We start from the raw sequence: 24,312 nt of genomic DNA, 5'->3' as shown, positions 1-24,312 counted from the left end.
CGCTATGGCTATCTGGGGCGTCGATAGCTCGTCGCGAGTGACACCGACTTCACCTGTGCGATCAGTCGTTCGCCGACTTTCAGGTTCATGTGCGATGCTGACCGTTTGCTGACGCTGGCGACGAAGGCTGAATTCCCATCGTTGCCGAGGGCCAGCAGAACCGCGACATGGGCGCGCCCCGAACTCTCGATGCCGAGGATCGTCACGTCGAGCCGGTTGAGAATGGTCGAAGCCGCCGCCGCATCGCGTGTCAGGCTGACATCGCTCGCTTCGATGCGCAGGCGGCGGCGCGCGCCGATGACGGGTGCCTCTTCCATCGCCGCGAAGACGGTCTGCCCACCAAGATCGAGCTCCGCAATCCCATCACTCTCGTCATAGGCAGTCACTGTTCCGGACAGGACGGCGGCCGCGTCTCGCTCCGTCGCAAAGCCGAGATCGCGGTCGAGGAGTACCTGTCGCAACGGACCGGCACTTGCGACGCGTCCATTCTCAAGGACGACGATATCATCGGCCAACCGTTCGACTTCGCTCATCTCGTGGCTGACGAAGAGAACGGGTATGCCGAGGCCCGCATGAAGCGCTTCTACGAAGGGCAGGATCGCATTCTTCGCTGTCTGATCGAGGCCCGAGAGCGGCTCGTCCATCAGCAGGATTTTGGGATGGGAGAGAACCGCGCGGCCCATCGCGACCCGTTGCCGCTCGCCACCGGAGAGCTTCGTCGTGTCGCGATGAAGCAGCGTTTCGAGACCGAGGAGTTCGATCACGTGATCGAGGCTTGCCTTGTCCACGCCCGGCTTGGTTCGCCGCGCGCCGAATGCGAGGTTCTTGCGAACAGAAAGATGGGGGAAGAGGCTCGCCTCTTGGAAGACATAGCCGACCGCGCGCCTGTGTGGCGGTAGGAAAGTTTGTGCATCCTGCCAGATTTCACCGCCGACGGAGATTTTTCCCTCAAAGCGTTCGAGCCCTGCGATGGCGCGCAGAACGCTGGTCTTACCCGAACCGGAGCGCCCGAAAATTGCGGTAACGCCGGTTCCCGCAGCTTTGAAGGCAAGGTCGAGCGTGAAGTCTCCCAGCCGGCCTTTCAGCACGACCTCGACCGGATCAGGTGTCAGGCTCATGGCCGTGCGCCACCCAGATGCCGCGTAATCAGCGTGATCGAGAGCAGAATAAAGAAAGCGAAGACCAGGAGGCCCGCCGATAGGATGTGAGCCGCTTCGAAATTCAGCGTCTCCACAAAATCGTAAATCGCGACCGAGAGAACCCGTGTCTCGCCGGGAATATTGCCGCCAATCATCAGCACGACGCCGAACTCCCCGACCGTGTGCGCGAAGCCGAGAACGGCGCCGGTGAGGAAGCCGGGAACGGCAAGCGGCAGAGCGATAGACACGAACCGATCGATAGGTGAGGCTCGCAAGGTGGCGGCGACCTCGAAGGGTCGATCCCCGATCGCCTCGAACGCGTTGCGGATCGGCTGGACGACGAAGGGAAGCGAATAGATAACCGAGCCGAAAACCAGACCTTCGAAGGAGAATGCGAAGCTGCGGACGCCGAAGAGCCCACCCAAACCCTCGGGGCCTAGAGCGATAAGCAGATAGAAGCCCAAAACCGTGGGCGGGAGGACAAGGGGGAGGGCGACCAGCGTTCCCACGATCTCCTTGAGCCGATTTCTGGAACGCGCAAGCCACCAGGCGAGCGGCGTTCCGACGGCGAGCAGTATGAGCGTCGTCGCGCCGGCGAGCTTAAGGGTAAGAAATATCGGGTCGAGCAGCGCCGGAGACAGGTCCATCAAGCCGCCATACGCTCAGGTCCTTGGCTCTTGCGTATCGAGCTCGTAGCCATATCGTTGAATGATTGAACGCGCTGCTGGTCCTTGCAGGAATTCGACGAAGGCTTTCGCGGCTTCGTCCTCCTCGCCTTCTTTCAATAGCACGGCGTCCTGTCTGACGGCAGAGTAGAGGTCGGCCGGCACGAACCATTTCGACCCGGCTTTATCGACCACCTGCGAGCTGGCAACGAACCCGAGTTCCGCGTTGCCGGTTTCGACAAACTGATAGGCTTGGGCGATGTTGTTGCCGCGAACCAGTTTGGGCTGAAGAGCGTCAAAGACGCCGAGCTTCCGCATCGCCTCCACAGCTCCTGCGCCATAGGGAGCGGTCTGCGGATTGGCGATCGCAAGTCTGCTGAAATCACCGTCTTGCAAAGTCTCGGCACCGGCAACGAGATCGACGTCCGGGCTATAAAGCACGATCGCGCCGATAGCATAGGTGAAGGCACTGCCCTCGACGGCGAGACCCTCTTCAAGCGCGAGGGCTGGCCGATCGCTATCGGCTGCGAGGAAGACGTCGAATGGCGCGCCCTGCTCAATCTGCGTGTAGAGTTGCCCGGTCGAACCAAAACTGAGAACGGCAGTGTGGCCGGTCTGTTCTTCGAACTCAGAAGCAATCTCGCGCGCCGGTTCGGTAAAGTTCGCAGCCACGGCAATCATGGTCTCGGCAGCATGCGCACCTGCCGATGACAGGCCGACGAGTGAGAACGCGAAGATTCTTGCGGCGAGAGGGGTTCTCATAAAAAGCTCCGTTATATTCCATGAAACATAACGATCGGATTGGCGGCGTCTAGTCATCTTCTGAGTGATACGCCGGAGTCTTTCGCGCCGTATTAGCTGGAGGCGCCCCACGCAAAAGTCCGGTGAGCATCTCCACATCAGCGCCGATCGCGTTACTCGCCGCGCACTCCATCCGCCGATAGGCCTCGAAGAGCTGGCGACCGGTTTCCGTCAGCTGTGCTCCACCGCCCGATGTGCCTCCCCGCGCGGCAGTGACGACCGGCTCGGCAAAAGCCGAATTCATGTCTTCCGTCAGCGACCACGCCCGCTTGTAGCTCATCCTGAGACGCCGCGCCGCCGCCGAAATCGATCCGGTTTCTTCGATCGCGGCAAGAAGGTTGGCTTTGCCCGGACCGATGCTGACCGGCCCCAGCGACACGCGTAGGAGTGTGAGGCCCTTGCGGCTCACGGCAGCGGCTCGTTGAGGGCAGCTTCCAGTTCCACGAAACTCGGCATCGCCGTTTGTGCGCCCACGCGGCGGCAGGCGAGCGAGGCGGCGACGGTCGCGCGCCGGACGGCTGTACGAGCCTCTAGTCCTGCCGCCAGACTCGCCGCGAAGACGCCGCAGAAGGTATCGCCGGCGCCTGTCGTATCCTCGATTTCGACGCTGAGGGCCGGTTCCACGAAGGCCTCCCCATCCTTCAGGACCACGACGACGCCGTTGGCGCCCAGCGTCGCGACGACGTTCATATCAAGCGTCTTCCCGACGACCCCGGCAATATCGCTGATCGTCCCCGCATTTAAATCGAGAGCCTTCGCGGCGGCTTCGAGTTCGAGCTCGTTGACGATCAGCCAGTCCAGCGGCTCGCAGAGTTCGCGCAGTTTTGCGCCAGTCAGATCGACGGGAACCGGCGCAAGGTTGAGCACAGCCCGGCCGCCGGCCTCATCGATACGCCTTGCCGCGGAGGTGATGGCTTTTGACGGTGTCTCCATTTGGAGCAGCAGCACCGTCCTCTCGCTAATCTCAGAACCCTCGAGTGCATCCGCGCCAAGCATCCTGTTTGCACCGTTGGCGACGGTAATCGCGTTTTCACCGTCACTGTCGATCGAGATGAAGGCCGCACCGGTCGGTTCCGCCAAGCGCACGATTCCACCGGCATCGATTTGGTTGGCTTCGAGGTTGGCAACGATTGCAGTGCCGAAATCGTCCTTCCCGACAGCGCCGATCATCCGGACACTGGTACTGCCTGCCGCGGCGCGTGCGGCCGCTACCGCCTGGTTGGCGCCTTTGCCGCCGGGCAATTGTTCGTAGCTCGGTCCGAGAACGGTCTCACCGGGTCGGGCTATCTGCTCCACACGGCAGACGAGATCCATGTTCAGGGACCCGAAAACGAGAACGTTTCCCCGCACCTCCGTCGTATCTCTTTCCATCTCGACTCCCCCGATGTGCGTGTCTCTTCATCGCTATGGGGTCGGGCGAAACTGCAGAAAGGTCAAGCGGTTCGAAGCTGACTTTACGAAATGGCGGATGCGCAACAGCTCGTCCCCACGCGAGGCGACGGACCGCGATGTTAACCCTTTGTTAACCAAGACGAACGAAATCTAAACTCCGAAAATGGTCCGTTTCTCAAACGGCAAGTCTTTGAAAACCAAAGGATATCGGTCTCAGATGGTTCCTGTCATCGCAATCGGATCGCTGAAGTCGTCGGGCGCTACGACATTGGCGATGACACTCGCCGGGGTCGCCGCGGCTGCGAATATCCCTGTCACCGTCGTAGACGCGGCGAAGGATGCCGATCTCGCTGATTGGGCTGCCAAGCCGGGCTGCCCGGCGAAAATTCGGGTCATGCGCGAAACCGGCTTGACCGAGATCGAGTCGATCCTGCGCGGTGCGCGCCGGCGCGGAGACAGTGTGATCATCGATTGTGGGACCGATCCGGAGCTCTTGCGTTTTGCCGAGCGCATGGCCGACCGCACGTTGATCCCGGTCCGCTTCTCGCCGCTCTCCGCCTTTGCCGCTCTTTCGACGGATCGTCTCTTCGACGAGATGACGGATATCGGACGGCCGGGCCGGGAACGCGCCTTCGTTGCGAGTTCCATTACCCCGATCCACAGCCGGATCGCACGTGCTGTCGAGACGATGATCGAAAAGAGCACGACCCGCCGTCTGCCGGTCGGCCTTTCGATGCGGGCAGCCTACGAGGCGCCATTCCTGTCGGGCGGCACGCTCTTCACGCTCGATGATGCGGAAGCGCCGGGGCTCGACAGAGCCCGAGCCGAAGCGGCGATGCTTGCCTACGAAGTCGGCATCCTGCGGATGATGTCCGCGTCGACGGATCTGCCGCGCGGAACCGACACACAAATCGCCGCCTGACGGATCATTAAAGCGCCGTCTTTCCTGGGATGGTGTTCAGATCACCGCCTCAGTCGAATGATGGCGGCTGCGAGAGATCGGGTGTCGTAGAGCCGGTATCCGCCTCGGCGGTTCCGTTGTCCGGTGCAGGCTGATCGCCGAATGCCGGTTCGGCGCCGCCGTTACCACCGCTTTCCCGATCGAGTTCGAGCGGCGGCAGGCCGAGCGACGGTGCGTCGTTAGCAGGTACTCTGCTTTCTCCGGAATTTGGCGCATCGGAGCCAGTGCCGCCAAGTTCGCTTGGCGGTTGGCCGAGGCTCGGCTGGCCAAAAGAGGGTTCCACAGCCGGAGCCGTGTTGTCAGACGGCGCATTCGGCATTCCTAGCGGCGGGAGTCCGAACGGATTGTTTTCGTTTGAACCGTCTGACCCCGATCCCGGATTTAGCGGTGGCAGGCCGAGCCCGCCGTCGCCCCCGAAGGATGGAAACTGGATGCTTTCCTCGGAAGCCGCCGCAGGCGCCGGCTCGTTCTTGTAGCGCATCACCATCTCCGGGAAGATGATCGTCAGCGCCACCATCAGAAGCTGGATGCATAGGAACGGGATCGCGCCCCAGTAGATCTGGCCGGTGGTCACCGGCTGCATGCTTTTTCCGGTGACGCGGTCGAGATAGGGCACCTTGGCCGCAACCGAGCGGAGATAGAACAATGCGAACCCGAAAGGCGGGTGCATGAAGCTCGTCTGCATGTTGATGCCGAGCAGTACCCCGAACCAGATCAGATCGATGCCGAGATTTTCCGCCGCCGGCGCGAGCAGAGGCACGATGATGAAGGCGAGCTCGAAGAAGTCGAGGAAGAAGGCAAGAAAAAAGACCAGGATGTTGACCACGATCAGGAAGCCGGTCTCGCCGCCGGGCACCGAGGTCAGCAATTCTTCGACCCAGATGTGGCCGTTCACGCCGTAAAACGTCAGGGAGAAGACCCGCGCGCCGATGAGAATGAACAGCACGAAAGCCGAGAGTTTGGCCGTCGATTCCATCGCCTGGGTCATCAGGTTTATGGTCAGGCGACGCTTGCCAAAGGCGAGAATCAGCGCACCGACCGCACCCATCGCACCACCCTCTGTGGGGGTCGCGACGCCGAGAAAGATCGTGCCGAGAACGAGGAAGATCAGCGCCAGCGGCGGGATCAGGACGATGATGACCTGCTGCGCCAGATAGGACAGAATCTTGAGATCGAAGGCCTTATTGATCGTTGCGACGAGATAGACGACCACAACACCAATCGCCGCGCCCCAGATCACCGCGCCCTGCTGAACCTTATCTTCCAGATAGTGAGAGGCACCGTAGGCGAGCGCGGCAGCGACGATCAGCGCGACGATCAGCGAGGTGACCCCACGCCCGAGCGTCCGCGCTTCCGGTGGCAGGGCCGGCGCGGAACTCGCCCGAAACATCGTCATTCCGAACACGTAGAGAAAATAGAGGCCGGACAGGACAAGCGCAGGAACGAGAGCGCCGGAATACATGTCACCCACCGAGCGGCCGAGCTGGTCGGCGAGGACGATCAGGACGAGCGAGGGCGGTACGATCTGGGCCAATGTGCCCGAAGCGACAATGACGCCTGACGCGAGACGCCGGTCATAACCGTAGCGCAGCATGATCGGAAGGGAGATGAGGCCCATCGCGATGACGGAGGCCGCGACGACGCCGGTCGTCGCAGCGAGCAGCGCGCCGACGAAAATCACCGCATAGGCAAGCCCGCCGCGTAAGGGGCCGAAGAGCTGGCCGATTGTCTCCAGCAAGTCCTCGGCCATGCCGGAGCGTTCGAGGATCAGACCCATAAAGGTGAAGAAGGGAATGGCGAGCAGCGTGTCGTTCGACATGATGCCGCCGAAAAAGCGGTCGGGTAGGGCGCCCAGCAGCGGATAGAAGAGATTGATGTCAGGCGAGAGCGGCGCGAGCTCGACGCCGATGAAGAAGAACAGCAGGCCGTTCGCCGCAAGCGAGAATGCCACCGGATAGCCCAGCAGCAGGAAGATCACGAGCGAAACGAACATGATCGGTGCGAGATTGTGGGCGATGAATTCGATCATGACCGATCCTCCTCACGCCGCGCGGCCCGCGTCTTTGGATCAGGCCCGTCTGCGCTTGGCGGTGGATAGTCCGGCGCGAGCTGCTCCATCTCTTCGGCAAGCGGCAGGTGCTTTGCGAGCGGTGTCCTATCCGGCTCTCCTGCAAACAGGATCGCGCCGCGCTTGATCAGTTCGGAAACGCCCTGGAAGAGCAATAGGACGAAACCGGCGAGAAGCAGCGCCTTCGCCGGCCATATGATGAGACCGCCGGCATTGGGCGAATATTCCTGCCTTTCGAACGATCCGATGACATAGGGCACCAGTAGCCAGACCATCAGGATGGAGAAGGGCAAGAGAAAGAAGAGGTGTCCGAGAAAATCTATCCAGTCGCGGGTTCGCTTGGACAGATAATTCGAAACGATATCGACCCGGATGTGCTCGTTGCGCAGGAGTGTCCAGGCTGCCGCCAGCATGAAGATCGCGCCGAAGAGATACCACTGGACTTCGAGCCAGGCATTCGACGACATGTTGAAGGCCTTGCGCACGATCGCATTGCCTGCGCTCACGACAACCACGACGAGGACGAGCCAGGAGACGCCCCGACCGAAGAAGGTCGTTACGCGATCGATGCCCTGCGAAAAGGACAAAAGGGCCTGCATTCTTCGTTATCCTCCCGGAAGGGACTTCGATCCCTCACCATGCGCAGGTTCCGATGCGCATTCAGGGCGGAGATCGAGGGTATCGCGGCTGAAAATCGTCCGTTCGTTAAGGATTGAGCCGCCGTTTCGCAAGCCTTTGAAATGTGCGACCAATCCAAGCGGCTTTATGCGGTGCCAGCCGCAGGAGGACTGAACGACGCTGTAATGCAGGGGACTATCCGATCGCCGACAGACCCAAAAAGCAGCCCGGCCCGGTGACGCGGGAATGGCTCATGCGAGCGGGCGCTCACTATCTGGAGCGGTACGCAACTTCCACGGAGAATTTCCGCCGTGTGCTGACCCGCAAGGTGCGTCGGCGGATGATGCTGCGCGATGAAAACGAAGCGGATCACGCCCCGCTGATCGATGCCGTAACGGCGCGCTTTGCGGAACTGGGATTTCTCGATGATGTCAGCTTTGCCGAGGCGAAGGTGAGATCACTGCGTCGCAAGGGCGTTTCGAGCCGGATGGTCGAGGCCAAGCTCTCTGAAAAAGGCGTCGAACGAAGCGTGATAGAAGCTGTTACGGCAGAAGACGAAACGACGGAAAGTGAGGCGGCGCACTCATATGCGAAACGCCGCCGACTTGGACCGTGGAGACTGCGCAATCGCACCGAGCGGCGGGACCGGGATGTCGCCGCCATGATGCGCGCTGGATTTTCCTACGGCCTTGCAGCTGCGGTCATCGATCTTGAAACCGACGACCTCGCTTTGGCCGATGACGTCTCGCAAGTCGAGGCTGGATAGACTTTATGGGTCAGACCCGATTCCAGGTCTGGCTCTTGCAGAAGACCTTGAGCGCGCAGCCTTGCAGCTTCAGCGCATTGCCACCAGCCTCGATGGAAGCCGTGCCGTCATAGGTCTTGTCTTCGCGTGGATCGGTGACGGTGCCGGAATACGAGTCGCCCGCGCCGGACATCCGACCGACCGACTTGCCCTTGTGCTCGCCGCTGACGACAGTCGCGCAGAATTCGCCGCCGCAGGGCGCCACTTCGACGATGCCGCCACCAGGCGCGCGCCACTGGCCGACGATTGGTTCCGAGGCGAAGGCGCTCGTTGCAAGGCCGGAAAATGCGAGAAGCGCGCTCGCGGCGAGTGCGGATGTCCGCTTTCTCATGTGTTCACTCCCTCGTGTCAGGTGCGGTGCCGTCTCTTGAAAACAGATTACAGCTCTCGAGAGACGGGAATTGGGCAGCTCCTGTTCCTGCCCGACACGTGTTTGTGACGAGGATGCGAATCTCCGCCTAGATGCGCGACCAGGTCTGGCTCTTGCAGAAGATCTTGAGCGCACAGCCGGTCAGCTTGAGCGAAGCACCGCTCACCGTCGCCGATCCGTTGTAGGTCTTTCCGGAATTCGGGTCCGTCACGGTCCCGGTATAGCGTCCACCCGACCCGGATAGTTGGCCGATCAGTTTGCCCTTGTGCTGGCCGGTGACGATCGTTGCGCAATAACCACCTCCGCAGGGCGAGACCCTGACGACGTTTCCGGTTTCGGCGCGCCACTGGCCGACCAGAGGCTCGGACTGGGCGTGTGCACCGCTCAGGCCGGCGCCGAGCATTATTGTGGCGGCAAGCGCTGTCGCAATCGTTTTCATAATGGTCTCCTCCCCATCAGTCATTGGGCCGGTCATGAAAGAATGCCGGCTTGACTATTGCCGAATGATAGGGCCCGAAACTCTTGGAAAGCAAACAGAATTAGCGAACGGATTGCGCCGGAAAGCGATTCTCAGCCTGCGCGCTGCCAGTATTGGACAGTCTTGCAGAAGACTTCCATGATACAGCCCTTGAGCGCCACCCGACCACCATCGAGCGTGAGAGAGCCAGGATAGCTCTTTCCGTTCCGCGGGTCATGGACGCGGCCCTCGAATTCAGGGCCAGAGCCGGAAACACGGGCGACGGCCGCGCCTTGGTACTGGCCGCTGGCAACGGTGGCGCAGAGAGCTCCGCCGCACGGCTTGACCGCGATGATCTCGCCATCGGATGTGGTCCAGGAGCCGACGATGCCGGACTGTGCAGATGCCGGCCCGACGGAGAATGTGCCGAGAGCCAGCGCGGCACTCAGGACCAGGAAATAAGGTTGGTGTTTTCTGGAATGTGACATGATCGATGCCGCTTCGAAATTCATGAGATGTCCCTTAAAGCTTCATCATCCCGAAAATTGCTCTCAAGAAGACGGTGCCGTGGAGAGCGACATTTTCTCGCGAGAGGAAGGAGCGGTGGTCACAGTTGAGTACCAAGCCGCAGATCGCCCGTACGCCTCCTCAAGTGTCCACTTTTTCGATCGCACTCCGAAGTGCTTCGTCGAAGCGTTCGATATCGGACGGCGTTCCGGCGCTGACACGGAGGGTCCGGTTCAGGAATTCCGCGCCAGGGCGGCGGATGAAGACGCCCTGCCTCTCAATCTCTTTGGCGACCTTGCGGCAGTATTCGCGCCCCTGCCCAAGATCGATCGCAACGAAATTCGTCGCCGAGGGCAGGGCGGAAAAGCCTTGCTTTTCCGCCACAAGAGCGAGCTGGATGCGGCTCTTTGCGACCTCATCCACAGTCCAGTTCAGGTGATCTCTATCCGAAAGAGCAGCTTGCGCGCCGGCCAAGGCCATACGGCTGACGGAGAAATGGTCGCGAACCTTATCGAATTGTGAGATGGCATATGGATCGCCGAACACGTAGCCGACGCGAACCCCCGCCATTCCGTAAGCTTTCGAGAAAGTTCGGAAGCGCAGAAGGTTCGGTCGAATGAGATCATCTCGGGTGGTCGCCTCTTCGGGCGCGAAGTCGCAATAGGCTTCGTCGAGCGCGACGATCGTATCCTCCGGAACGACAGCAAGCAGAGATTCGAGCGCGGCTGCATCGTGCCAGCTTCCGGTCGGATTGTCCGGATTGGTGAGATAGAGAATCTTTGGGTGGAGCTCGCGGGCGCGCTCCGCAAGAGCCTCCCAGTTCTGGCAAAAATCGCTCGTATAGGGCACGGTCTCGATCACCGCGCCGGCGGCTGTCGCGAAATAACCGAAAGTCGGGTAGGCGCCGAGGCTGGTCAGCACAGTGCTCCCCGGCGAGCAGGCTGCCGTGATGAGATCGCGCAACAGGCCGTCGATGCCGACGCCGCAGATAATGTTCTCGACCGCAAGCCCGTGCTGTGCAGCAAGCGCTTCGCGCAATTCGAACTGCTCCGGGTCGCCGTACATCCAGCTTTCCGCCGCAACCCGCGCCATGGCCTCGATCGCCTTGGGCGAGGGGCCGAAAACGCTCTCATTGGCCCCGAGCCGAGCCGTGAACGGCCGGCCATGGCGACGTTCGAGCGTTTCGGGGCCGGTGAACGGCGATACGGATGCGAGGGCACGGATGCGCCCGTCGAAGAGGCCCGTCATAATGATGGATGTCCCGTGATGAAGGTATTGAGACCGGTTTTGCGCTCAGCCGACGATCTCGGTCAGGCCATCTGAAAAGCGTCTTGCGTTGCGCACGTAGTGCTGCGCCGACTCCTTCAGTTTAGCGGCGGCCGTGTCGTCGAGTTCGCGGACGGCCTTGGCCGGCGAGCCGACAATCAGGGAATTCGGCGGAAAGGTCTTTCCCTCGGTCACCAGAGCGTTGGCGCCGACGATCGAATTGTCGCCGATCTTGGCACCGTTGAGGATCGTCGCGCCCATGCCGATCAGGACATTGTCGCCCAGCGTGCAGCCATGGACGATCGCATTGTGGCCGATCGTGCAGCCTTTCCCGATCTTCAGCGGAAAGCCCATGTCGCTGTGAAGCGTGGCATTGTCCTGGATGTTGGTGTCGTCACCGATCTCCATCCATTCATTGTCGCCCCGGATGACGGCATTGAACCAGACCCCGACATTTTTCCCCAGCCGGACCCGACCGATGACATGCGCTCCGGGCGCGATGAAATGGGGCGTCTCATCTGAAATTTCGGGCTTGTCCCCATCCAGCTGATAAATCGGCATTGTCTCGGCTCTCCCTTTCATGATCGGCCTTTTCGCCGTTTCAGCCATCATGAAGCGCAGTTGCCGATAAAAGCAAAATCATTTCCAGACGCATTATCCCCGAGCGGAAGCTGCCGAAACGAGTTCCGATCTGATGTGGAAAAGCGCATCGTGTGCGCTGCGTACACTTGGCAGAAGCCCTGAGTGTCGGAAATTAACCTTCAGTCAACCAACCGGCACGATAATCCAGTGGCGATGCAGTCCCGACACGTTTTCCGCAAAGGCCATGAGATGTTCGAACGCGATCTTCCGAGAATGGACGACGAAGCCGTTATCCTCCAGGCGATCGAAGCGCTTTTGAAGGAAGGCCTGGACCGTCGCATGATCGAAAAGGCACTGGTTGAATACGCGCCTCTCGATCTCGATCTCTTCGCGGATTGTTTCGTGAAGGCCTTGGCCTCGGTCCGGCGCTCTTCCCGCCTTCAAGGACGGTCTATGGCGGCCTGAAACGCCATATACGGCGAGGCTTAAGGCTTTAGTCCGGGTCGTGATAGTCCAAAAAGCGCTCCTCCCGGACGTCGTAGAGTCGACCTGTTTCGGACATGTCAGCGAAGGCGAGAGGCAGGATCTTCGACGCGACTTCTCGTGCCGACGGCAAGGTTTCCGGATCTTCTCCCGGCATTGCCTGCGCCCGCATCTGAGTTCTCGTCGCGCCGGGATTGACGGAATTGACGCAAAGGGACGTTTTGCGGGTCTCGTTCGCCCAAGATTTCCCCAGAGCTTCGACCGCAGCTTTCGTTGCGGCATAAAGCGACCAGTAGGCCTTCGCGGAATGGGCCGCACCCGACGACATCAGTATCGCGCGCCCGGCATCTGATTTGCGCAGCAGCGGATCGAAGGATCGGATCTGACGCCACACCGAGGTGACGTTCGTCGCCATCGTCTTTTCGAACACCTTCGTCTCGATATGGCCGATCGGCGAGAGAACGCCGAGCATACCTGCGTTGGCGACGAAAACATCGAGCTTGCCGTGACGCTCGTAGATTGCGGCACCGAGCCGATCAATCCCCTCGAAATCCAAAAGGTCCAACGGGACGAGGGTCGCGGTTCCCCCGGCCGCCTTGATCCGATCATCGAGCTCTTCGAGTCCGCCGACGGTGCGCGCCACGCAATAGACATGCGCACCTTCCGCCGCGATGAGTTCGGCGAGTTCGCAGCCGATACCGCGCGATGCGCCGGTGACAAGCGCAATCCGTCCGTCCAGTCGTCCCGTCATGCCGTCCTTCGAGGTTGGTTAGCCGAAGCCGCCGAGCAGCGAGAGCTGGCGCACGTTTTCTGACGCGTCCAGGTCCGTCAGCGCCGTCGGATAATCGCCGGTGAAGCAGGCGTCGCAATATTGCGGCTGGTGACGGTCGCGCTGAGGTTCATCGCAGGCCCGGTAAAGGCCTTCAATCGAAATGAAGGCCAGGCTGTCGACCTTGATGAACTCTGCCATCTGCTCGACCGTCATGCGCGAGGCGAGCAGCTTACCGGTTTCCGGCGTGTCAACGCCGTAGAAGCAGGCGCCGGTCGTCGGCGGCGATGCGATGCGCATGTGCACTTCCGAAGCGCCGGCGTCGCGCATCATCTGCACGATCTTCTGGCTCGTCGTGCCGCGCACGATCGAGTCGTCCACGAGAACGATGCGCTTGCCCTCGATCATCGCGCGGTTCGCATTGTGCTTCAGCTTCACGCCCATGTGGCGGATCGCGTCGCTCGGCTGAATGAAGGTGCGGCCGACATAATGATTGCGGATTATGCCGAGTTCGAAGGCGAGATTGGCCTGCTGGGCGTAGCCGATCGCAGCCGGTACGCCGGAGTCTGGCACGGGCACCACGAGATCGACGTCCACATGGCTCTCGCGGGCGAGCTCCGCGCCGATATTCTTGCGGATCGTATAGACGTTTCGGCCTTCCACATTGGAATCCGGCCGCGCGAAATAGACGTATTCGAAGATGCAGAAGCGGCTTTTGCGCCTCTGAAAGGGGAAGAGTGACTCGATGCCGTCATCGGTGATGATGACCATCTCGCCCGGCTCGATGTCGCGCACGAAGTCGGCGCCGATGATGTCGAGCGCGCAGGTTTCCGAGGTGAGGATTGGCGAGCCTTCGAGGTCGCCGAGAACAAGAGGGCGGATGCCCAGCGGATCGCGCACCCCCACCAGTTTCTTCGAGGAAAGCCCAACCAGAGAGAACGCGCCTTCGAGACGCGAAAGCGCGTCGATCAGTTTGTCCCGGAAAAGCCGCGCGCCGGAGGTTGCGATCAGATGAAGGATCGTCTCGGTATCTGAGGTCGACGAGAAGATCGAACCGCGCCGCTGCAATTCGCGCTGGACAGTGAGGGCATTGGTGATGTTGCCGTTGTGAGCGACGGCGAAGCCGCCAGCAGCAAGTTCGGCAAAGAAGGGCTGCACGTTGCGTAGCCCACCGCCACCGGTGGTCGCATAGCGCGTATGGCCAATCGCTGAATCACCAGGGAGTCGTTCGAGAACGGCCTGCTTGGTAAAGGCGTCGCCGATCAGACCGGGATGGCGCTCGACGTGGAACTGGGTGCCGTCGTAAGCGACGATGCCCGCCGCTTCCTGCCCACGATGCTGCAAGGCGTGCAGGCCGAGGGTGACGAGAGCCGCCGCGTCCGTCCGATTGTAAATGCCGAAAACGCCGCATTCTTCATGCAGCGTGTCGTCGCCGAAAGGCGTTTCGTCCATGGCGTTTCTCATTGCCTGCCAGCGTCGGAGGAGCCGGTCATTGGCCAATAGATAGACAAATGCGCGACCGGTTAGAATTCGCTATTCATCGCTCACGCATTGCCATACGCCAGACCGGCTCTGCCATGCAACTGACAGTCCGGTTACTCTGCGTTTTCTTCGATGACGCCTTCGACGCTTTCTGCACCGCCCGCATCGGCTGCCGGCTCCTCTTCGCCGTTCATGCTGCCGATTCGCTGCATGATCGTCTGTTCGGGATCGTCGGGAAGCGCTGCGATAAGGTTCTGACCGAGATCATCCAGCATCGGCTTGGAGGCGGCGTTCGCCACCCATTGCGGCTGATTTTCCGGCGTCAGCCAGTTAAAGAACAGCATGGCGACAACGACGAGGAGAAGGCCCCGGGCGGCGCCGAAAACAAACCCCAACACCCGGTCGAAGGCGCCAACGCGGCTGTCGATAATGAAATCGGCGATCTTCAGTGTAATGAAGGAAACCACGATCAGCGAGACGAAGAAGACGATTGCTGCCGAAATCGCCATCGCCACCGTGTTCGAGTTCACATACTCGCTGACGAACGGTATAACGGGCTCGTAGAAAAAAAATGCGAGCACAGCTGCCGCGACCCATGCGACGATGGACAGAACCTCGCGGGAAAAGCCTCTCACCATTGCAAGAAGCGCCGAGACGAGCATGATCGCGACGAGGATCGCGTCGAGAATAGTCAGGGACATCGCAGTTTTCGGGTCCGTATTCGTTGGCGTACGAGGCTCTTCAGGCCGCCCGGGGACCAGATAAAGATCATACTCCGAGCCGCTCAGGCCTTTCACACCTTCCTTGCGTCAAGATCAAGACGGCAACGGGGCAGGGCAACGTCACCCGCTGTCATCTGCGCCGGAACCGGACGCGATCGTCGCGACGAGTTCGGCAAGGGTTTCGATCTCGCTCAATTGCATGGCGCCGCGAGCAAGATCGGGGATGTTGGCCGGGATCGTCGCGCTGGAAAACCCCAGTTTTTCGGCTTCGCGTAACCGTTGGCCTGAATGGGCAACGGGACGCGTCGCACCCGAAAGGCTCACCTCGCCAAAATAGACGGCCGCTGCCGGAAGCGTGACCCCGGAAAGCGAGGAGACGAGAGCGGCTGCGACTGCGAGGTCAGCGGCAGGCTCGGATATGCGAAACCCGCCTGCGACGTTCAGATAGACGTCGTGTTGCCCCAGGCGGACCCCGCATCTCGCTTCGAGTACCGCGAGCACCATCGCAAGGCGAGGGGCGTCCCATCCGAGAACTGCGCGGCGCGGCGTTCCGAGCGATGATGGGGCAACCAGTGCCTGGATTTCCACAAGCACCGGACGTGTGCCCTCCATTCCGGCGAAAACAGCTGCGCCAGGCGCCTTGTTGCTGCGCTCGCCGAGGAAGAGTTCCGACGGGTTCGGGACCTCCCGCAAGCCCTTGTCGCCCATCTCGAAGACGCCGATTTCGTCGGTCGGACCAAAGCGATTCTTTACGGTTCGAAGGATGCGATAGTGATGCCCGCCTTCTCCCTCGAAATAGAGGACTGCGTCGACCATGTGCTCGACGACGCGCGGACCGGCGATCTGCCCTTCCTTCGTTACGTGTCCCACGAGAATGACAGCCGCCCCCGAGGCCTTGGCGAAGCGGATGAGCGATTGTGCGCCGGTGCGCACCTGATTGACCGTACCCGGTGCCGACTCGGTGAGATCGCTCCAAAGGGTCTGGATCGAATCGATGATAACGAGATCGGGCCGCCCGCTCGCCGCCAATGTCGCCAGAATGTCTTCGACATTGGTCTCGGCCAACAGCTGGACGCTGGTGTCGGAGGCATCGAGCCGTTCGGCGCGCAGCCGAACTTGCGCTACTGCTTCCTCGCCGGACACATAAACGACGCTGGCGCCATGGCGTGCGAGTGCGGCCGAGGCCTGCATCAAAAGCGTCGATTTTCCGATTCCAGGATCGCCGCCGATCAGAATCGCGGAGCCTCGTACGATCCCACCACCCGTCGCACGGTCGAGTTCGGCAATGCCCGATGTGATGCGCGGCGCTTCTTCCTTCTCGCCTGCGAGCGGCAGAAGCTTGGAAGGCGTACCCCGGCGCCGCGAGCGCTGGGGGCCGCCCGCAACGCCGCCTGCGGAGGATTCCTCGACGATCGTATTCCACTCGCCGCAGGCTTCGCATTTGCCCTGCCAGCGCGCATAGGCAGCGCCGCAGGATTGGCAGATGAATGTGGTCTTCTGTTTGGCCATCGGGGATCAGTATTTCGGAGTTTGCCGAGACCGCAAACACATTCGGCGCAACGGCGCAATCTTCGCCGTTAGGCCCGGCTTTTCGCTTACTCCTCGGCTTCTTCGCGAAGGATCGCGATGGCCTGGGTGATCGACATCAGTTCGCGTCGTTCAATGAGCAGGCGCCGGGCCGTGCGAAGCGCGTGGCGTTCGAGCCGGGCACGAGCCGGAACATCCGCGATAGTCTCAAAATCCTCGACATGGGAAATGCCGATGATCCGCCGGATCATCTTGGCGCCAGCGAATCCGATCGCATCGGCAAGGACGGAGTTGAGGTGTCCGGCAATCACGACTCGCCGATCAGAGGTCGTCAGAATATCGGCTGGAAAGAATTGAGTGTCCTCTTCCTCGGCGAGACGATGGAAGCTGTTGGAAAAGTGTTCCCAGACGTCCGCGGCGGCCTGGAGCGCCCATTCGGCAAACTTGCTGCGATCATCATCCGGCGTCGCGTGCCCCGGTTGGCTGATCGCCGCCAGGAAGAGATTGCCGATCAGGGCGCCGAGATCAAAGCCCATGGGGCCGTGAAACGCCCATTCCGCATCAATGACCCTCGTATCGGTCTCGGTGACCATGATCGAGCCGGTGTGGAGGTCGCCGTGGATGAGTGCTTCGGACTTCGTTCGAAAGGCCAGCTTCATCTCGCTGGCAGCGCGCCTCAGATCAGGGTCGGTACGCAGTTTCGCTGCGATCGCTTCGTTTCCCGGCGTTACGCGATTGAGTTCCCGCTCTCCGTACGGACCGGTGAAGATGACGTCCTCGGTCGTCTGACAAAGATGCGCGTTGCCCGCAAATTTCGCCGCAAGCGTCTTTTTTTCAGGTGTCAAAAGATGGAAATCTGAGGTGAAATAAAGGGAACGGGCGAGAAATTCGCCCAGATGGCGCGGAAAATGCGGAAATGTCCGCCCGTCTACGAAGGCGTGGCGTGCCACCTTATGATGCCGTAGGTCCTCCATGACGAGGAGGCCGAGGGATTCATCGGTGTGCAGAATGGCCGGCACGAATTGCGGCGCAATTCGAAGATGAAGTGCGAGGGCCTCGGTCTCGAAAGTGATCCGGGAGACCGGAAAAGGCCAGCTTTCGCCGATGACGCGGATATAGGGAAGCGCCTGCTTGACGATGATCGAGCCGGTCCGTCCTTCGAGCCGGTAGACGGCGTTCATATTGCCGTCGCTGACTTCCGTCGCTCGCCAGTCCACTGGTTTGCCACCGAGGCGCCGAGCGAGATCGCTGACGGGCGCGACAACAGAAGCAATCTCCGCCGTGTGAAGAATGCGGTAGCCGGCGGGAACCGGAAAGAGTTCGGGCATATTGCTCAGAGGATCCAGTGGCACGTATAGGCAATGCGGTCAGATGGGTGGGAGGGGCTCGCATTGGCCGCATTCGTCCCACCCGAAGCTCCGGTCGATATGCTCTACGAGACTCTCAGCCTGAATGTTTCAGAAGTCTTCGGTGATGACGACTGTCTGAAAGGTCGTCTTAAAAACTGGCGGTTCGACATGGTCTATGGAAGCAGCGCTAATTCCGCCTCTTCGCATGCGGGCCGAAATCAAAAATTCGTTACATAAAGGTTAATATCAGCGCTCGTATTGCGATTTTTTACTGATTGTGGCGAAATCTGGACAATCTTCGTTGTGTTGTAGCTACAGCCAAGCGGTAATCGGCGCAGGATGAATCCGTTTCTCGCCATCAGGCGCAATGTGCGCGGCTGGTGTGTGTGAAAAGCGCTATTCGCCGACGTCTTCTAATGGCAGAGGAGCGGTGCGGTTCTTCGAGAATGTTTGTGATTTGAGATGCAACCATTTGATCGGTTGCGACTTACCACATCAAACGGAAGGGCCGCGCCACGTGAATGTGGCAAAATTTACGGGGAATAAACAAACCGCATGCAAAATGCCGAAATGTCTCAAGAACAGGTACGGTTTCCAGTGCGTCGCACAGCCATAACGCTTTTAGCTGCAACCGGTGCTTTCGCGGTTCTTACGGCGAGCTATGCCACTGCCGACCTGCCGGCACCTGTTACCAACACCGTTGCAACCGAGACGGCTGCCACGAACTAACGCCTGATATCAAAGCGGCGAGAATTTTCGAAAAGGGGTCTAAATGGCCCCTTTTTCGCGTTTGGTGACTGAAAGAACGGGCTTCTCGACGCTTCATCACGCGCGCAATTCTTCAAGCGCGTGGAACTCGACTGGCTGTTCATTCACGACAGCCAAAGAGCTGAGGTTGCGAAAGCCAGACAGGCATTTTCCTGATTGCCATTCCGACTCTTGAACCAGTCTGCCGAGAGCGGCTATTCCTCCGCTCACCGCTGCTACGGTCGGCAGAAGTCGGGCCGCCATAAGATTTTAGTGCGGCGCATATGGACATGGGCTGGATGGCTTCGATCAAGCGCTTCGCGTTCCTCATTACAACATTGGCATTTGCCTTCGTAGTCGCGTCTTCTTTGGCACATGCGGAAGGATGGTCGCTTCGCGGGCTTTTCGGCGGTGAGACCGAAACCGAGACGGCGGAACAGGGCGACCCGCCGCAAACGGCGCCCGCCGAAGCTCAGATCACCGATCCGTCGCGCCGCGTGCCGGAAAGCCAGTCGGAAATCACGCTGTCCTTTGCACCGCTTGTGCGAAAGAGCGCGCCGGCTGTCGTCAACGTCTATGCCGCGCGGGCTGTCCCAGAACGCCTTTCGCCTTTTGCCGGCGATCCGTTCTTCGGCCAATTCTTCGGCGCGCCATCGCGGCGGGAGCCCCGCATGGAAAGTTCGTTGGGATCGGGAGTTATCGTCGATCCGAGCGGGCTTGTCGTCACCAACAATCACGTAATCATCGACGCGGACGAAGTTCGCATCGCCTTTGCCGACGGCCGGGAGTTCGAAACGACCGTTCTTCTCAAGGACGAGAAGGTCGATCTCGCGGTTCTAAAAATCGAGGAGCCGGACGAAGAATTCCCGACGGTAGAGCTCGCCGACTCCGATGGGCTCGAGATCGGAGACCTCGTGCTGGCGATCGGCAATCCGTTCGGCATCGGCCAGACAGTGACCAACGGCATCGTATCGGCCCTCGCGCGGACCCACCTCTCGCCCGGCGACCCGGGTGTCTTCATTCAGACCGACGCCGCGATCAATCCGGGCAATTCCGGGGGCGCGCTGATCGACATGCGCGGCCGACTGATCGGCGTGAATACCGCGATTTTCTCCAAATCGGGTGGCTCGAACGGAATCGGCTTTGCCATTCCCTCCAACCTCGTTGGCAGTTTTGTTCGGGCCGCCAAGGCGGGAGGCGAGTTCAACCGACCCTATGTCGGAGCATCCTTCGGACCTGTGACACCTGATATCGCCGCGGCGGTGGGCCTGGGGCGTCCAACGGGCGCAATCGTGCACTCGGTTCTGGCGGATTCGCCGGCTGAAGAGGCCGGACTCGAAGAGGGCGACATCGTTCTGGAAGTCGGCTCGGTCGCGATCGCCAACCCCGACGCACTTGGCTACCGCCTTGCGACGGCCGGTATCGGCGCGACGACGACACTTACGGTGCTCCGCGGTGAGGAGCGCGAGACACTGACCCTTGCTCTCGCCGGCGCGCCGGAAAACCCACCCCGCGATGAACGCCTGCTCGAAGGACGCAATCCTTTTGCCGGTGCTACGGTCTGGAATATGTCGCCAAAGGTTGCCGAGGAACTCGATTTGCCGCTCGAAACCAACGGCGTCGTCATCGCCGAAGTAGCCCGCGGCTCACTCGCGGCACGCTTCGGACTGCGGCCACGCGATCTGGTCATTACCGTCAATGGCAACGAGGTGGATACCACCTCGTCGATCGAGGACATTCTCTCCGAGGATTGGGGCGGCTACGATTTCGAGATCGAGCGCGGCGGGCGCCGGCTCGTCCGGCGTGTGCGCTGAGATGGCGGATCTGTTCGGGGAAGCCGAGCCTGAGAAAGCATCGCGACGCGAAGACAACCCGAGCGGCAGGAGCGGGTCTCGACAAAGCCAGCGGCCGCTCGCCGATCGACTACGCCCCGAAACGTTGAGTGACGTCGTCGGCCAGGAACATCTAACGGGTGAGGGCGGTATCCTTTCCCGAATGCTCGCAGCGGGAAATCTTGGCTCCATGATCTTCTGGGGGCCGCCGGGCACAGGCAAGACAACGGTCGCACGGCTCCTTGCCAACGACAGCGATTATGCTTTCGAGCAGATATCCGCGATCTTTTCCGGTGTCGCAGACTTGAAGAAAGTTTTCGAAGCGGCGCGTATGCGGCGCTCGAACGGCCGACCGACGCTTCTTTTCGTCGATGAAATCCATCGGTTCAACCGCGCTCAGCAGGACAGTTTCCTGCCCGTCATGGAGGACGGGACAGTTGTGCTGGTCGGCGCGACGACCGAAAATCCGTCCTTCGAGCTCAACGCTGCGCTGCTGTCACGAGCGAGGGTCCTCACCTTCAAACCGCATGATTCGGATAGCCTGGGCTCGCTGCTCGAACGGGCCGAAGCGATAGAGGGCAGGGCGCTTCCTCTCGAGGAAGAGGCGAGACAGATTCTTCTGCGACTCGCCGATGGAGATGGCAGAGCGGTTCTGAGTCTTGCCGAAGAAGTCTGGCGGGCGGCAAGTGAGGGCGAGATCTTCGATTCGGCTGCCCTTCAAGCGATCGTCCAACGTCGCGCTCCGGTCTACGACAAGAGTCAGGACGGTCATTACAATCTTATCTCCGCCCTGCATAAGTCCGTGCGGGGCTCGGACCCGGACGCCGCGCTCTACTGGCTCTGTCGCATGCTCGACGCCGGAGAAGACCCGCTTTATCTCGGACGCCGACTCGTTCGTATGGCTTCCGAAGATATTGGTCTCGCTGATCCCAACGCCCTGCGCGTGACGCTCGCTGCGAAGGATGCCTACGATTATCTCGGTTCGCCTGAGGGCGAACTCGCGCTGGCGGAAGCGACCGTCTATCTCGCCGCTGCGCCGAAATCGAACGCGGTCTACAACGCCTATAAACAGGCGATGCGCTCCGCGAAGGCGAACGGTTCGCTGCTACCACCCGCTCATATCCTCAACGCGCCAACCAAGCTCATGAAAGAAGAGGGATACGGCGCCGGATACCGCTATGATCACGACGAACCGGACGCCTTTTCCGGGCAAGATTACTTCCCTGATGAAATGAGGCGGGAGATGTTCTACCGCCCCACGAATTATGGCGTTGAGCAGCGGATCGGCGAGCGTCTGACACGTCTTTCTGAGCTTCGAAAGCAGCGTGGTTCCAGCTAAATCATCGGCATGACAAGCGATTTTTCTGCGCTGCGGGAAAGATGAAGGATTCGTGATTTGGGCCGTTGAATTGCGGCAAACCGTGTTTTAGTGTCGCTTGAAACGATTAGTTCGCGCCCGTCGACCGATCGACCTGGCGGAACTTTTCCAAAAAGACACCAACGACCTTGCCGTGCTGGAAAGCTGGCGCGGTCGTTCCGATCAGCGCTTAATTTCCACAGACAAGGAGAACCGCGATGTCAGCGGATCAGGACATGATCCCCGAACAGTCGGTCACGAATTACGAAGTCGGACAAGACAACGTTCAGAAATTCGGGCTCGACATTCACAATCCGGTCTTTCCCATATCGGCCGGTATCATCATTCTCTTCGTGGCTTTCACGTTGATCTTCCCGGATGCTGCGGGCGGATTCTTCGGTTGGCTTCGCCCGTTGCTCACGTCGACATTCGACTGGCTGTTTATTATCGCCGGCAACATCTTCGTCCTGTTCTGCCTCGCGCTCATCGTCACGCCTCTCGGCGGTGTCCGGCTCGGTGGCAAGGATGCACGGCCCGATTACGGCTATTTTGGCTGGTTCGCGATGCTTTTCGCTGCCGGCATGGGCATCGGACTTGTGTTCTACGGCGTGTCGGAGCCAATCAGCCACTACTCGTCGTCGATCGGCGGCGTCACGATGGAAAACGGGGTTCGCACCGACTGGGCTCCGCTGGGAGCGGCCGCCGACGAGACCCTCGAAGCGCGCCGGCTTGGTATGGCCGCAACGCTCTATCACTGGGCTCTTCATCCATGGGCGATCTATGCGATCGTCGCGCTTTCGCTCGCCTTCTTCTCCTACAACTGGGGCCTTCCGCTGACGATGCGGTCGGCGTTCTACCCGCTCCTCGGCGACCGGGTCTGGGGCTGGCCTGGGCACCTTATCGATACGCTCGCGGTCTTCGCGACGATTTTCGGTCTCGCGACATCTCTCGGTTATGGTGCAGAGCAGGCGTCTTCAGGGTTGAACTTCCTGTTCGGTATTCCCGATAGCACCCTTACCAACATAATTCTGATCGCGATTATCACCGGCGTTGCATTGATTTCAGTGGTCGCGGGCCTCGACGGCGGCGTGAAGCGTCTCTCTGAGATCAATATGGTGCTGGCGCTCGTGCTTCTCCTGTTCGTCTTCTTTGTCGGTCCGACGATGGAACTGATCCAGGGCTTCTTCGGCAATGCCGTTGCTTATGCGAAGGAGATCGTTCCGCTGTCGATGCCGTTCGGCCGAGATGACGACAATTTCCGCCAGGGCTGGACGACGTTCTACTGGGCATGGTGGATGAGCTGGTCGCCATTCGTCGGCATGTTCATCGCCCGCGTCTCCCGTGGTCGTACGGTTCGCGAATTCGTCACCTGCGTTCTGATCGTTCCGACCGTCGTATCGATCGTCTGGATGACGGTGTTCGGTGGAACCGCGCTCACGGAGACGATTGGCGGATATACCGGTATCGTCGATGCCGAACTGCCGGTGAAGCTCTTCGAGATGCTGAATCAGCTCCCGCTCACTTCGATAACGTCCTTCATCGGCATCATCCTCGTCATCGTGTTCTTCGTGACCTCGTCGGACTCCGGTTCGCTGGTCATCGACACGATCACGGCGGGTGGCAAGCTCGATGCCCCGACGGCGCAGCGCGTCTTCTGGGCGACCTTCGAAGGTCTCATCGCCATTGCGCTTCTGCTCGGCGGTGGGTTGGCAGCGCTTCAGGCCGCTGCGATCGCGACAGGCTTCCCGTTCGTGATCCTGCTCCTGATTCTGACCTTCTCGGTCTGCAAGGGTCTGATCGCGGAACGCAAGAAGCCGTTCTTGCAGAACCAGGAAGCCTATCAAGCGGCCGAGTAAGCATTAGCTTGCTTGATGCAAAATCGGCCCCGGATGCTTCTCGCATCCGGGGCCGAACTCTTTTCTAGGCAGCGCATAAAGGCTACCGCAAATCTATGACCAACCTTCTGATCGTGATGGCTGGGGGCGGCTTGGGCGCAGGTGCGCGCCATCTTTCGGGCCTTGCGGCCATGCGCCTTCTCGGAACCGGGTTCCCGTGGGGCACGGCTTTCGTCAACGTCTTCGGATCGTTTCTGATGGGTGTCCTCGTGGAAGTGCTGGCCCGAAAATTTGGGATGAGCCAGCACTGGCGTCTCTTTCTCGCGACCGGTTTCCTCGGCGGCTTCACGACCTTCTCGTCTTTCTCGCTCGATACGGTGAACATGATCGATCGGGGAGCGACGGGCCTTGCCTTTGTCTACGTGGCCGGTTCGGTACTGCTCGGCGTGGCCGGGCTGTTTGCAGGTCTTTCGGCGGGGAAGCTCTTCACCTGAGCAACTCTCTGGCCTATCGCGTTGCTCCTTCCTGGTGGCGCGGCTAGAAGAATCACGACAGTGCGACGCTGCTCCTGATAGGCA

General features: G+C 60.5%; 24 protein-coding genes. 7 read left to right on the top strand and 17 right to left on the bottom strand.

All coding sequences use genetic code 11. The features are described 5' to 3' along the window. Positions 1 to 8: 8 nt before the first annotated feature. Genes modC through ABRA89_RS06875 form a run of 5 tightly spaced genes read right to left on the bottom strand, consistent with a single transcriptional unit; the run spans position 9 to position 3,976 of the window. Positions 9 to 1,118, bottom strand: coding sequence for a molybdenum ABC transporter ATP-binding protein (modC, locus tag ABRA89_RS06895; protein WP_349940719.1), 1,110 nt, complete (start codon positions 1,116 to 1,118; stop codon positions 9 to 11). After that, positions 1,115 to 1,786, bottom strand: a complete 672-nt coding sequence (gene modB, locus ABRA89_RS06890; RefSeq protein WP_349940718.1) for a molybdate ABC transporter permease subunit — start codon at positions 1,784 to 1,786, stop codon at positions 1,115 to 1,117. The genes modC and modB overlap by 4 nt, the downstream gene beginning before the upstream one ends. Before the next feature lie 15 nt (positions 1,787 to 1,801). After that, complete coding sequence (gene modA, locus ABRA89_RS06885; RefSeq protein WP_349940717.1) at positions 1,802 to 2,566, bottom strand: molybdate ABC transporter substrate-binding protein; 765 nt, start codon at positions 2,564 to 2,566, stop codon at positions 1,802 to 1,804. A gap of 49 nt (positions 2,567 to 2,615) precedes the next feature. Then, positions 2,616 to 3,014 carry a winged helix-turn-helix domain-containing protein gene (locus ABRA89_RS06880; protein ID WP_349940716.1) on the bottom strand — a complete coding sequence of 133 codons (399 nt, stop codon included), beginning with the start codon at positions 3,012 to 3,014 and terminating at the stop codon, positions 2,616 to 2,618. Continuing rightward, a complete protein-coding gene (locus ABRA89_RS06875; RefSeq protein WP_349940715.1) occupies positions 3,011 to 3,976 on the bottom strand; it encodes a ribokinase in 966 nt (321 codons plus the stop codon). Before ABRA89_RS06875 ends, ABRA89_RS06880 begins: the two co-directional genes overlap by 4 nt. A gap of 238 nt (positions 3,977 to 4,214) precedes the next feature. Between ABRA89_RS06875 and ABRA89_RS06870 the strand changes: the two genes are divergently transcribed. After that, entirely contained in the window at positions 4,215 to 4,919 is a 705-nt protein-coding gene (locus tag ABRA89_RS06870; protein WP_349940714.1) for a chromosome partitioning protein ParA, read from the top strand. Between the two features lie 49 nt (positions 4,920 to 4,968). Here ABRA89_RS06870 and ABRA89_RS06865 read toward each other — a convergent pair whose 3' ends face one another. Further along, positions 4,969 to 6,987 (bottom strand): TRAP transporter large permease subunit, encoded by a 2,019-nt coding sequence (locus tag ABRA89_RS06865; RefSeq protein ID WP_349940713.1) that lies wholly within the window; start codon positions 6,985 to 6,987, stop codon positions 4,969 to 4,971. After that, the gene (locus tag ABRA89_RS06860) at positions 6,984 to 7,625 is read right to left on the bottom strand and encodes a TRAP transporter small permease subunit (RefSeq protein WP_349940712.1); all 642 of its coding nucleotides are present in this window, start codon (positions 7,623 to 7,625) and stop codon (positions 6,984 to 6,986) included. The genes ABRA89_RS06865 and ABRA89_RS06860 overlap by 4 nt, the downstream gene beginning before the upstream one ends. A gap of 272 nt (positions 7,626 to 7,897) precedes the next feature. Here ABRA89_RS06860 and ABRA89_RS06855 point away from each other — a divergent pair, with 272 nt between their 5' ends. Then, complete coding sequence (locus ABRA89_RS06855; protein WP_349940711.1) at positions 7,898 to 8,410, top strand: regulatory protein RecX; 513 nt, start codon at positions 7,898 to 7,900, stop codon at positions 8,408 to 8,410. 10 nt (positions 8,411 to 8,420) lie between these two features. Here the strand turns inward: ABRA89_RS06855 and ABRA89_RS06850 are convergent, their stop codons facing one another. The 5 genes from ABRA89_RS06850 to ABRA89_RS06830 form a co-directional block, all read right to left on the bottom strand. After that, positions 8,421 to 8,780 (bottom strand): DUF2147 domain-containing protein, encoded by a 360-nt coding sequence (locus tag ABRA89_RS06850; RefSeq protein WP_349940710.1) that lies wholly within the window; start codon positions 8,778 to 8,780, stop codon positions 8,421 to 8,423. A gap of 127 nt (positions 8,781 to 8,907) precedes the next feature. After that, on the bottom strand, positions 8,908 to 9,258 hold the full coding sequence (locus ABRA89_RS06845) for a DUF2147 domain-containing protein (RefSeq protein ID WP_463671261.1): 351 nt from the start codon (positions 9,256 to 9,258) through the stop codon (positions 8,908 to 8,910). Positions 9,259 to 9,389: 131 nt separating this feature from the next. Further along, the gene (locus ABRA89_RS06840) at positions 9,390 to 9,788 is read right to left on the bottom strand and encodes a DUF2147 domain-containing protein (RefSeq protein WP_349940709.1); all 399 of its coding nucleotides are present in this window, start codon (positions 9,786 to 9,788) and stop codon (positions 9,390 to 9,392) included. A gap of 136 nt (positions 9,789 to 9,924) precedes the next feature. Continuing rightward, entirely contained in the window at positions 9,925 to 11,031 is a 1,107-nt protein-coding gene (locus ABRA89_RS06835; RefSeq protein ID WP_349940708.1) for an aminotransferase class I/II-fold pyridoxal phosphate-dependent enzyme, read from the bottom strand. A 45-nt stretch (positions 11,032 to 11,076) separates the two neighbouring features. Then, complete coding sequence (locus ABRA89_RS06830; RefSeq protein ID WP_349940707.1) at positions 11,077 to 11,610, bottom strand: gamma carbonic anhydrase family protein; 534 nt, start codon at positions 11,608 to 11,610, stop codon at positions 11,077 to 11,079. 270 nt (positions 11,611 to 11,880) lie between these two features. On the opposite strand from ABRA89_RS06830, the gene ABRA89_RS06825 reads away from it, so the two are divergent. Beyond that, positions 11,881 to 12,096 (top strand): hypothetical protein, encoded by a 216-nt coding sequence (locus ABRA89_RS06825; RefSeq protein WP_349940706.1) that lies wholly within the window; start codon positions 11,881 to 11,883, stop codon positions 12,094 to 12,096. A 28-nt stretch (positions 12,097 to 12,124) separates the two neighbouring features. Here the strand turns inward: ABRA89_RS06825 and ABRA89_RS06820 are convergent, their stop codons facing one another. The 5 genes from ABRA89_RS06820 to mtnK all read right to left on the bottom strand — a co-directional run bounded on the left by ABRA89_RS06820 (position 12,125) and on the right by mtnK (position 17,942). Then, positions 12,125 to 12,865 carry an SDR family NAD(P)-dependent oxidoreductase gene (locus tag ABRA89_RS06820; RefSeq protein ID WP_349940705.1) on the bottom strand — a complete coding sequence of 247 codons (741 nt, stop codon included), beginning with the start codon at positions 12,863 to 12,865 and terminating at the stop codon, positions 12,125 to 12,127. 18 nt (positions 12,866 to 12,883) lie between these two features. Further along, positions 12,884 to 14,335, bottom strand: a complete 1,452-nt coding sequence (purF, locus tag ABRA89_RS06815) for an amidophosphoribosyltransferase (RefSeq protein WP_349940704.1) — start codon at positions 14,333 to 14,335, stop codon at positions 12,884 to 12,886. Positions 14,336 to 14,478: 143 nt separating this feature from the next. Further along, positions 14,479 to 15,066 (bottom strand): CvpA family protein, encoded by a 588-nt coding sequence (locus ABRA89_RS06810; RefSeq protein ID WP_349940703.1) that lies wholly within the window; start codon positions 15,064 to 15,066, stop codon positions 14,479 to 14,481. Between the two features lie 141 nt (positions 15,067 to 15,207). After that, a complete protein-coding gene (gene radA, locus ABRA89_RS06805; RefSeq protein WP_349940702.1) occupies positions 15,208 to 16,596 on the bottom strand; it encodes a DNA repair protein RadA in 1,389 nt (462 codons plus the stop codon). Positions 16,597 to 16,682: 86 nt separating this feature from the next. Next, the gene (gene mtnK / locus ABRA89_RS06800; RefSeq protein ID WP_349940701.1) at positions 16,683 to 17,942 is read right to left on the bottom strand and encodes an S-methyl-5-thioribose kinase; all 1,260 of its coding nucleotides are present in this window, start codon (positions 17,940 to 17,942) and stop codon (positions 16,683 to 16,685) included. 1,067 nt (positions 17,943 to 19,009) lie between these two features. Between mtnK and ABRA89_RS06795 the strand changes: the two genes are divergently transcribed. The 4 genes from ABRA89_RS06795 to crcB all read left to right on the top strand — a co-directional run bounded on the left by ABRA89_RS06795 (position 19,010) and on the right by crcB (position 24,228). Then, positions 19,010 to 20,524 (top strand): Do family serine endopeptidase, encoded by a 1,515-nt coding sequence (locus ABRA89_RS06795; RefSeq protein WP_349940700.1) that lies wholly within the window; start codon positions 19,010 to 19,012, stop codon positions 20,522 to 20,524. 1 nt (position 20,525) lies between these two features. Next, positions 20,526 to 21,881 carry a replication-associated recombination protein A gene (locus tag ABRA89_RS06790; protein WP_349940699.1) on the top strand — a complete coding sequence of 452 codons (1,356 nt, stop codon included), beginning with the start codon at positions 20,526 to 20,528 and terminating at the stop codon, positions 21,879 to 21,881. 236 nt (positions 21,882 to 22,117) lie between these two features. Continuing rightward, complete coding sequence (locus ABRA89_RS06785; protein ID WP_349940698.1) at positions 22,118 to 23,755, top strand: BCCT family transporter; 1,638 nt, start codon at positions 22,118 to 22,120, stop codon at positions 23,753 to 23,755. Positions 23,756 to 23,850: 95 nt separating this feature from the next. Next, positions 23,851 to 24,228, top strand: coding sequence for a fluoride efflux transporter CrcB (gene crcB, locus ABRA89_RS06780; RefSeq protein ID WP_349940697.1), 378 nt, complete (start codon positions 23,851 to 23,853; stop codon positions 24,226 to 24,228). Positions 24,229 to 24,312 lie beyond the last annotated feature (84 nt).

It is taken from the genome of Fulvimarina thalattae, assembly GCF_040239565.1.
GTDB lineage: Bacteria > Pseudomonadota > Alphaproteobacteria > Rhizobiales > Rhizobiaceae > Fulvimarina.
Note: the sequence above shows the minus strand (reverse complement) of the source record. Positions and strands in the feature narration are given on the sequence as shown.

Bases quoted from the DNA above. Each gene is read 5' to 3' on its own strand.
- ABRA89_RS06875 (WP_349940715.1), bottom strand. From the start codon at position 3,976: ATGGAAAGAGATACGACGGAGGTGCGGGGAAACGTTCTCGTTTTCGGG.
- ABRA89_RS06810 (WP_349940703.1), bottom strand. From the start codon at position 15,066: ATGTCCCTGACTATTCTCGACGCGATCCTCGTCGCGATCATGCTCGTC.
- radA (WP_349940702.1), bottom strand. From the start codon at position 16,596: ATGGCCAAACAGAAGACCACATTCATCTGCCAATCCTGCGGCGCTGCC.
- ABRA89_RS06840 (WP_349940709.1), bottom strand. From the start codon at position 9,788: ATGAATTTCGAAGCGGCATCGATCATGTCACATTCCAGAAAACACCAA.
- ABRA89_RS06790 (WP_349940699.1), top strand. From the start codon at position 20,526: ATGGCGGATCTGTTCGGGGAAGCCGAGCCTGAGAAAGCATCGCGACGC.
- ABRA89_RS06865 (WP_349940713.1), bottom strand. From the start codon at position 6,987: ATGATCGAATTCATCGCCCACAATCTCGCACCGATCATGTTCGTTTCG.
- ABRA89_RS06855 (WP_349940711.1), top strand. From the start codon at position 7,898: ATGCGAGCGGGCGCTCACTATCTGGAGCGGTACGCAACTTCCACGGAG.
- ABRA89_RS06830 (WP_349940707.1), bottom strand. From the start codon at position 11,610: ATGCCGATTTATCAGCTGGATGGGGACAAGCCCGAAATTTCAGATGAG.
- ABRA89_RS06795 (WP_349940700.1), top strand. From the start codon at position 19,010: ATGGCTTCGATCAAGCGCTTCGCGTTCCTCATTACAACATTGGCATTT.
- ABRA89_RS06870 (WP_349940714.1), top strand. From the start codon at position 4,215: ATGGTTCCTGTCATCGCAATCGGATCGCTGAAGTCGTCGGGCGCTACG.
- ABRA89_RS06850 (WP_349940710.1), bottom strand. From the start codon at position 8,780: ATGAGAAAGCGGACATCCGCACTCGCCGCGAGCGCGCTTCTCGCATTT.
- ABRA89_RS06860 (WP_349940712.1), bottom strand. From the start codon at position 7,625: ATGCAGGCCCTTTTGTCCTTTTCGCAGGGCATCGATCGCGTAACGACC.
- ABRA89_RS06835 (WP_349940708.1), bottom strand. From the start codon at position 11,031: ATGACGGGCCTCTTCGACGGGCGCATCCGTGCCCTCGCATCCGTATCG.
- ABRA89_RS06820 (WP_349940705.1), bottom strand. From the start codon at position 12,865: ATGACGGGACGACTGGACGGACGGATTGCGCTTGTCACCGGCGCATCG.
- ABRA89_RS06785 (WP_349940698.1), top strand. From the start codon at position 22,118: ATGTCAGCGGATCAGGACATGATCCCCGAACAGTCGGTCACGAATTAC.
- purF (WP_349940704.1), bottom strand. From the start codon at position 14,335: ATGGACGAAACGCCTTTCGGCGACGACACGCTGCATGAAGAATGCGGC.
- modA (WP_349940717.1), bottom strand. From the start codon at position 2,566: ATGAGAACCCCTCTCGCCGCAAGAATCTTCGCGTTCTCACTCGTCGGC.
- ABRA89_RS06825 (WP_349940706.1), top strand. From the start codon at position 11,881: ATGTTCGAACGCGATCTTCCGAGAATGGACGACGAAGCCGTTATCCTC.
- modC (WP_349940719.1), bottom strand. From the start codon at position 1,118: ATGAGCCTGACACCTGATCCGGTCGAGGTCGTGCTGAAAGGCCGGCTG.
- mtnK (WP_349940701.1), bottom strand. From the start codon at position 17,942: ATGCCCGAACTCTTTCCGGTTCCCGCCGGCTACCGCATTCTTCACACG.
- modB (WP_349940718.1), bottom strand. From the start codon at position 1,786: ATGGACCTGTCTCCGGCGCTGCTCGACCCGATATTTCTTACCCTTAAG.
- ABRA89_RS06845 (WP_463671261.1), bottom strand. From the start codon at position 9,258: ATGAAAACGATTGCGACAGCGCTTGCCGCCACAATAATGCTCGGCGCC.
- crcB (WP_349940697.1), top strand. From the start codon at position 23,851: ATGACCAACCTTCTGATCGTGATGGCTGGGGGCGGCTTGGGCGCAGGT.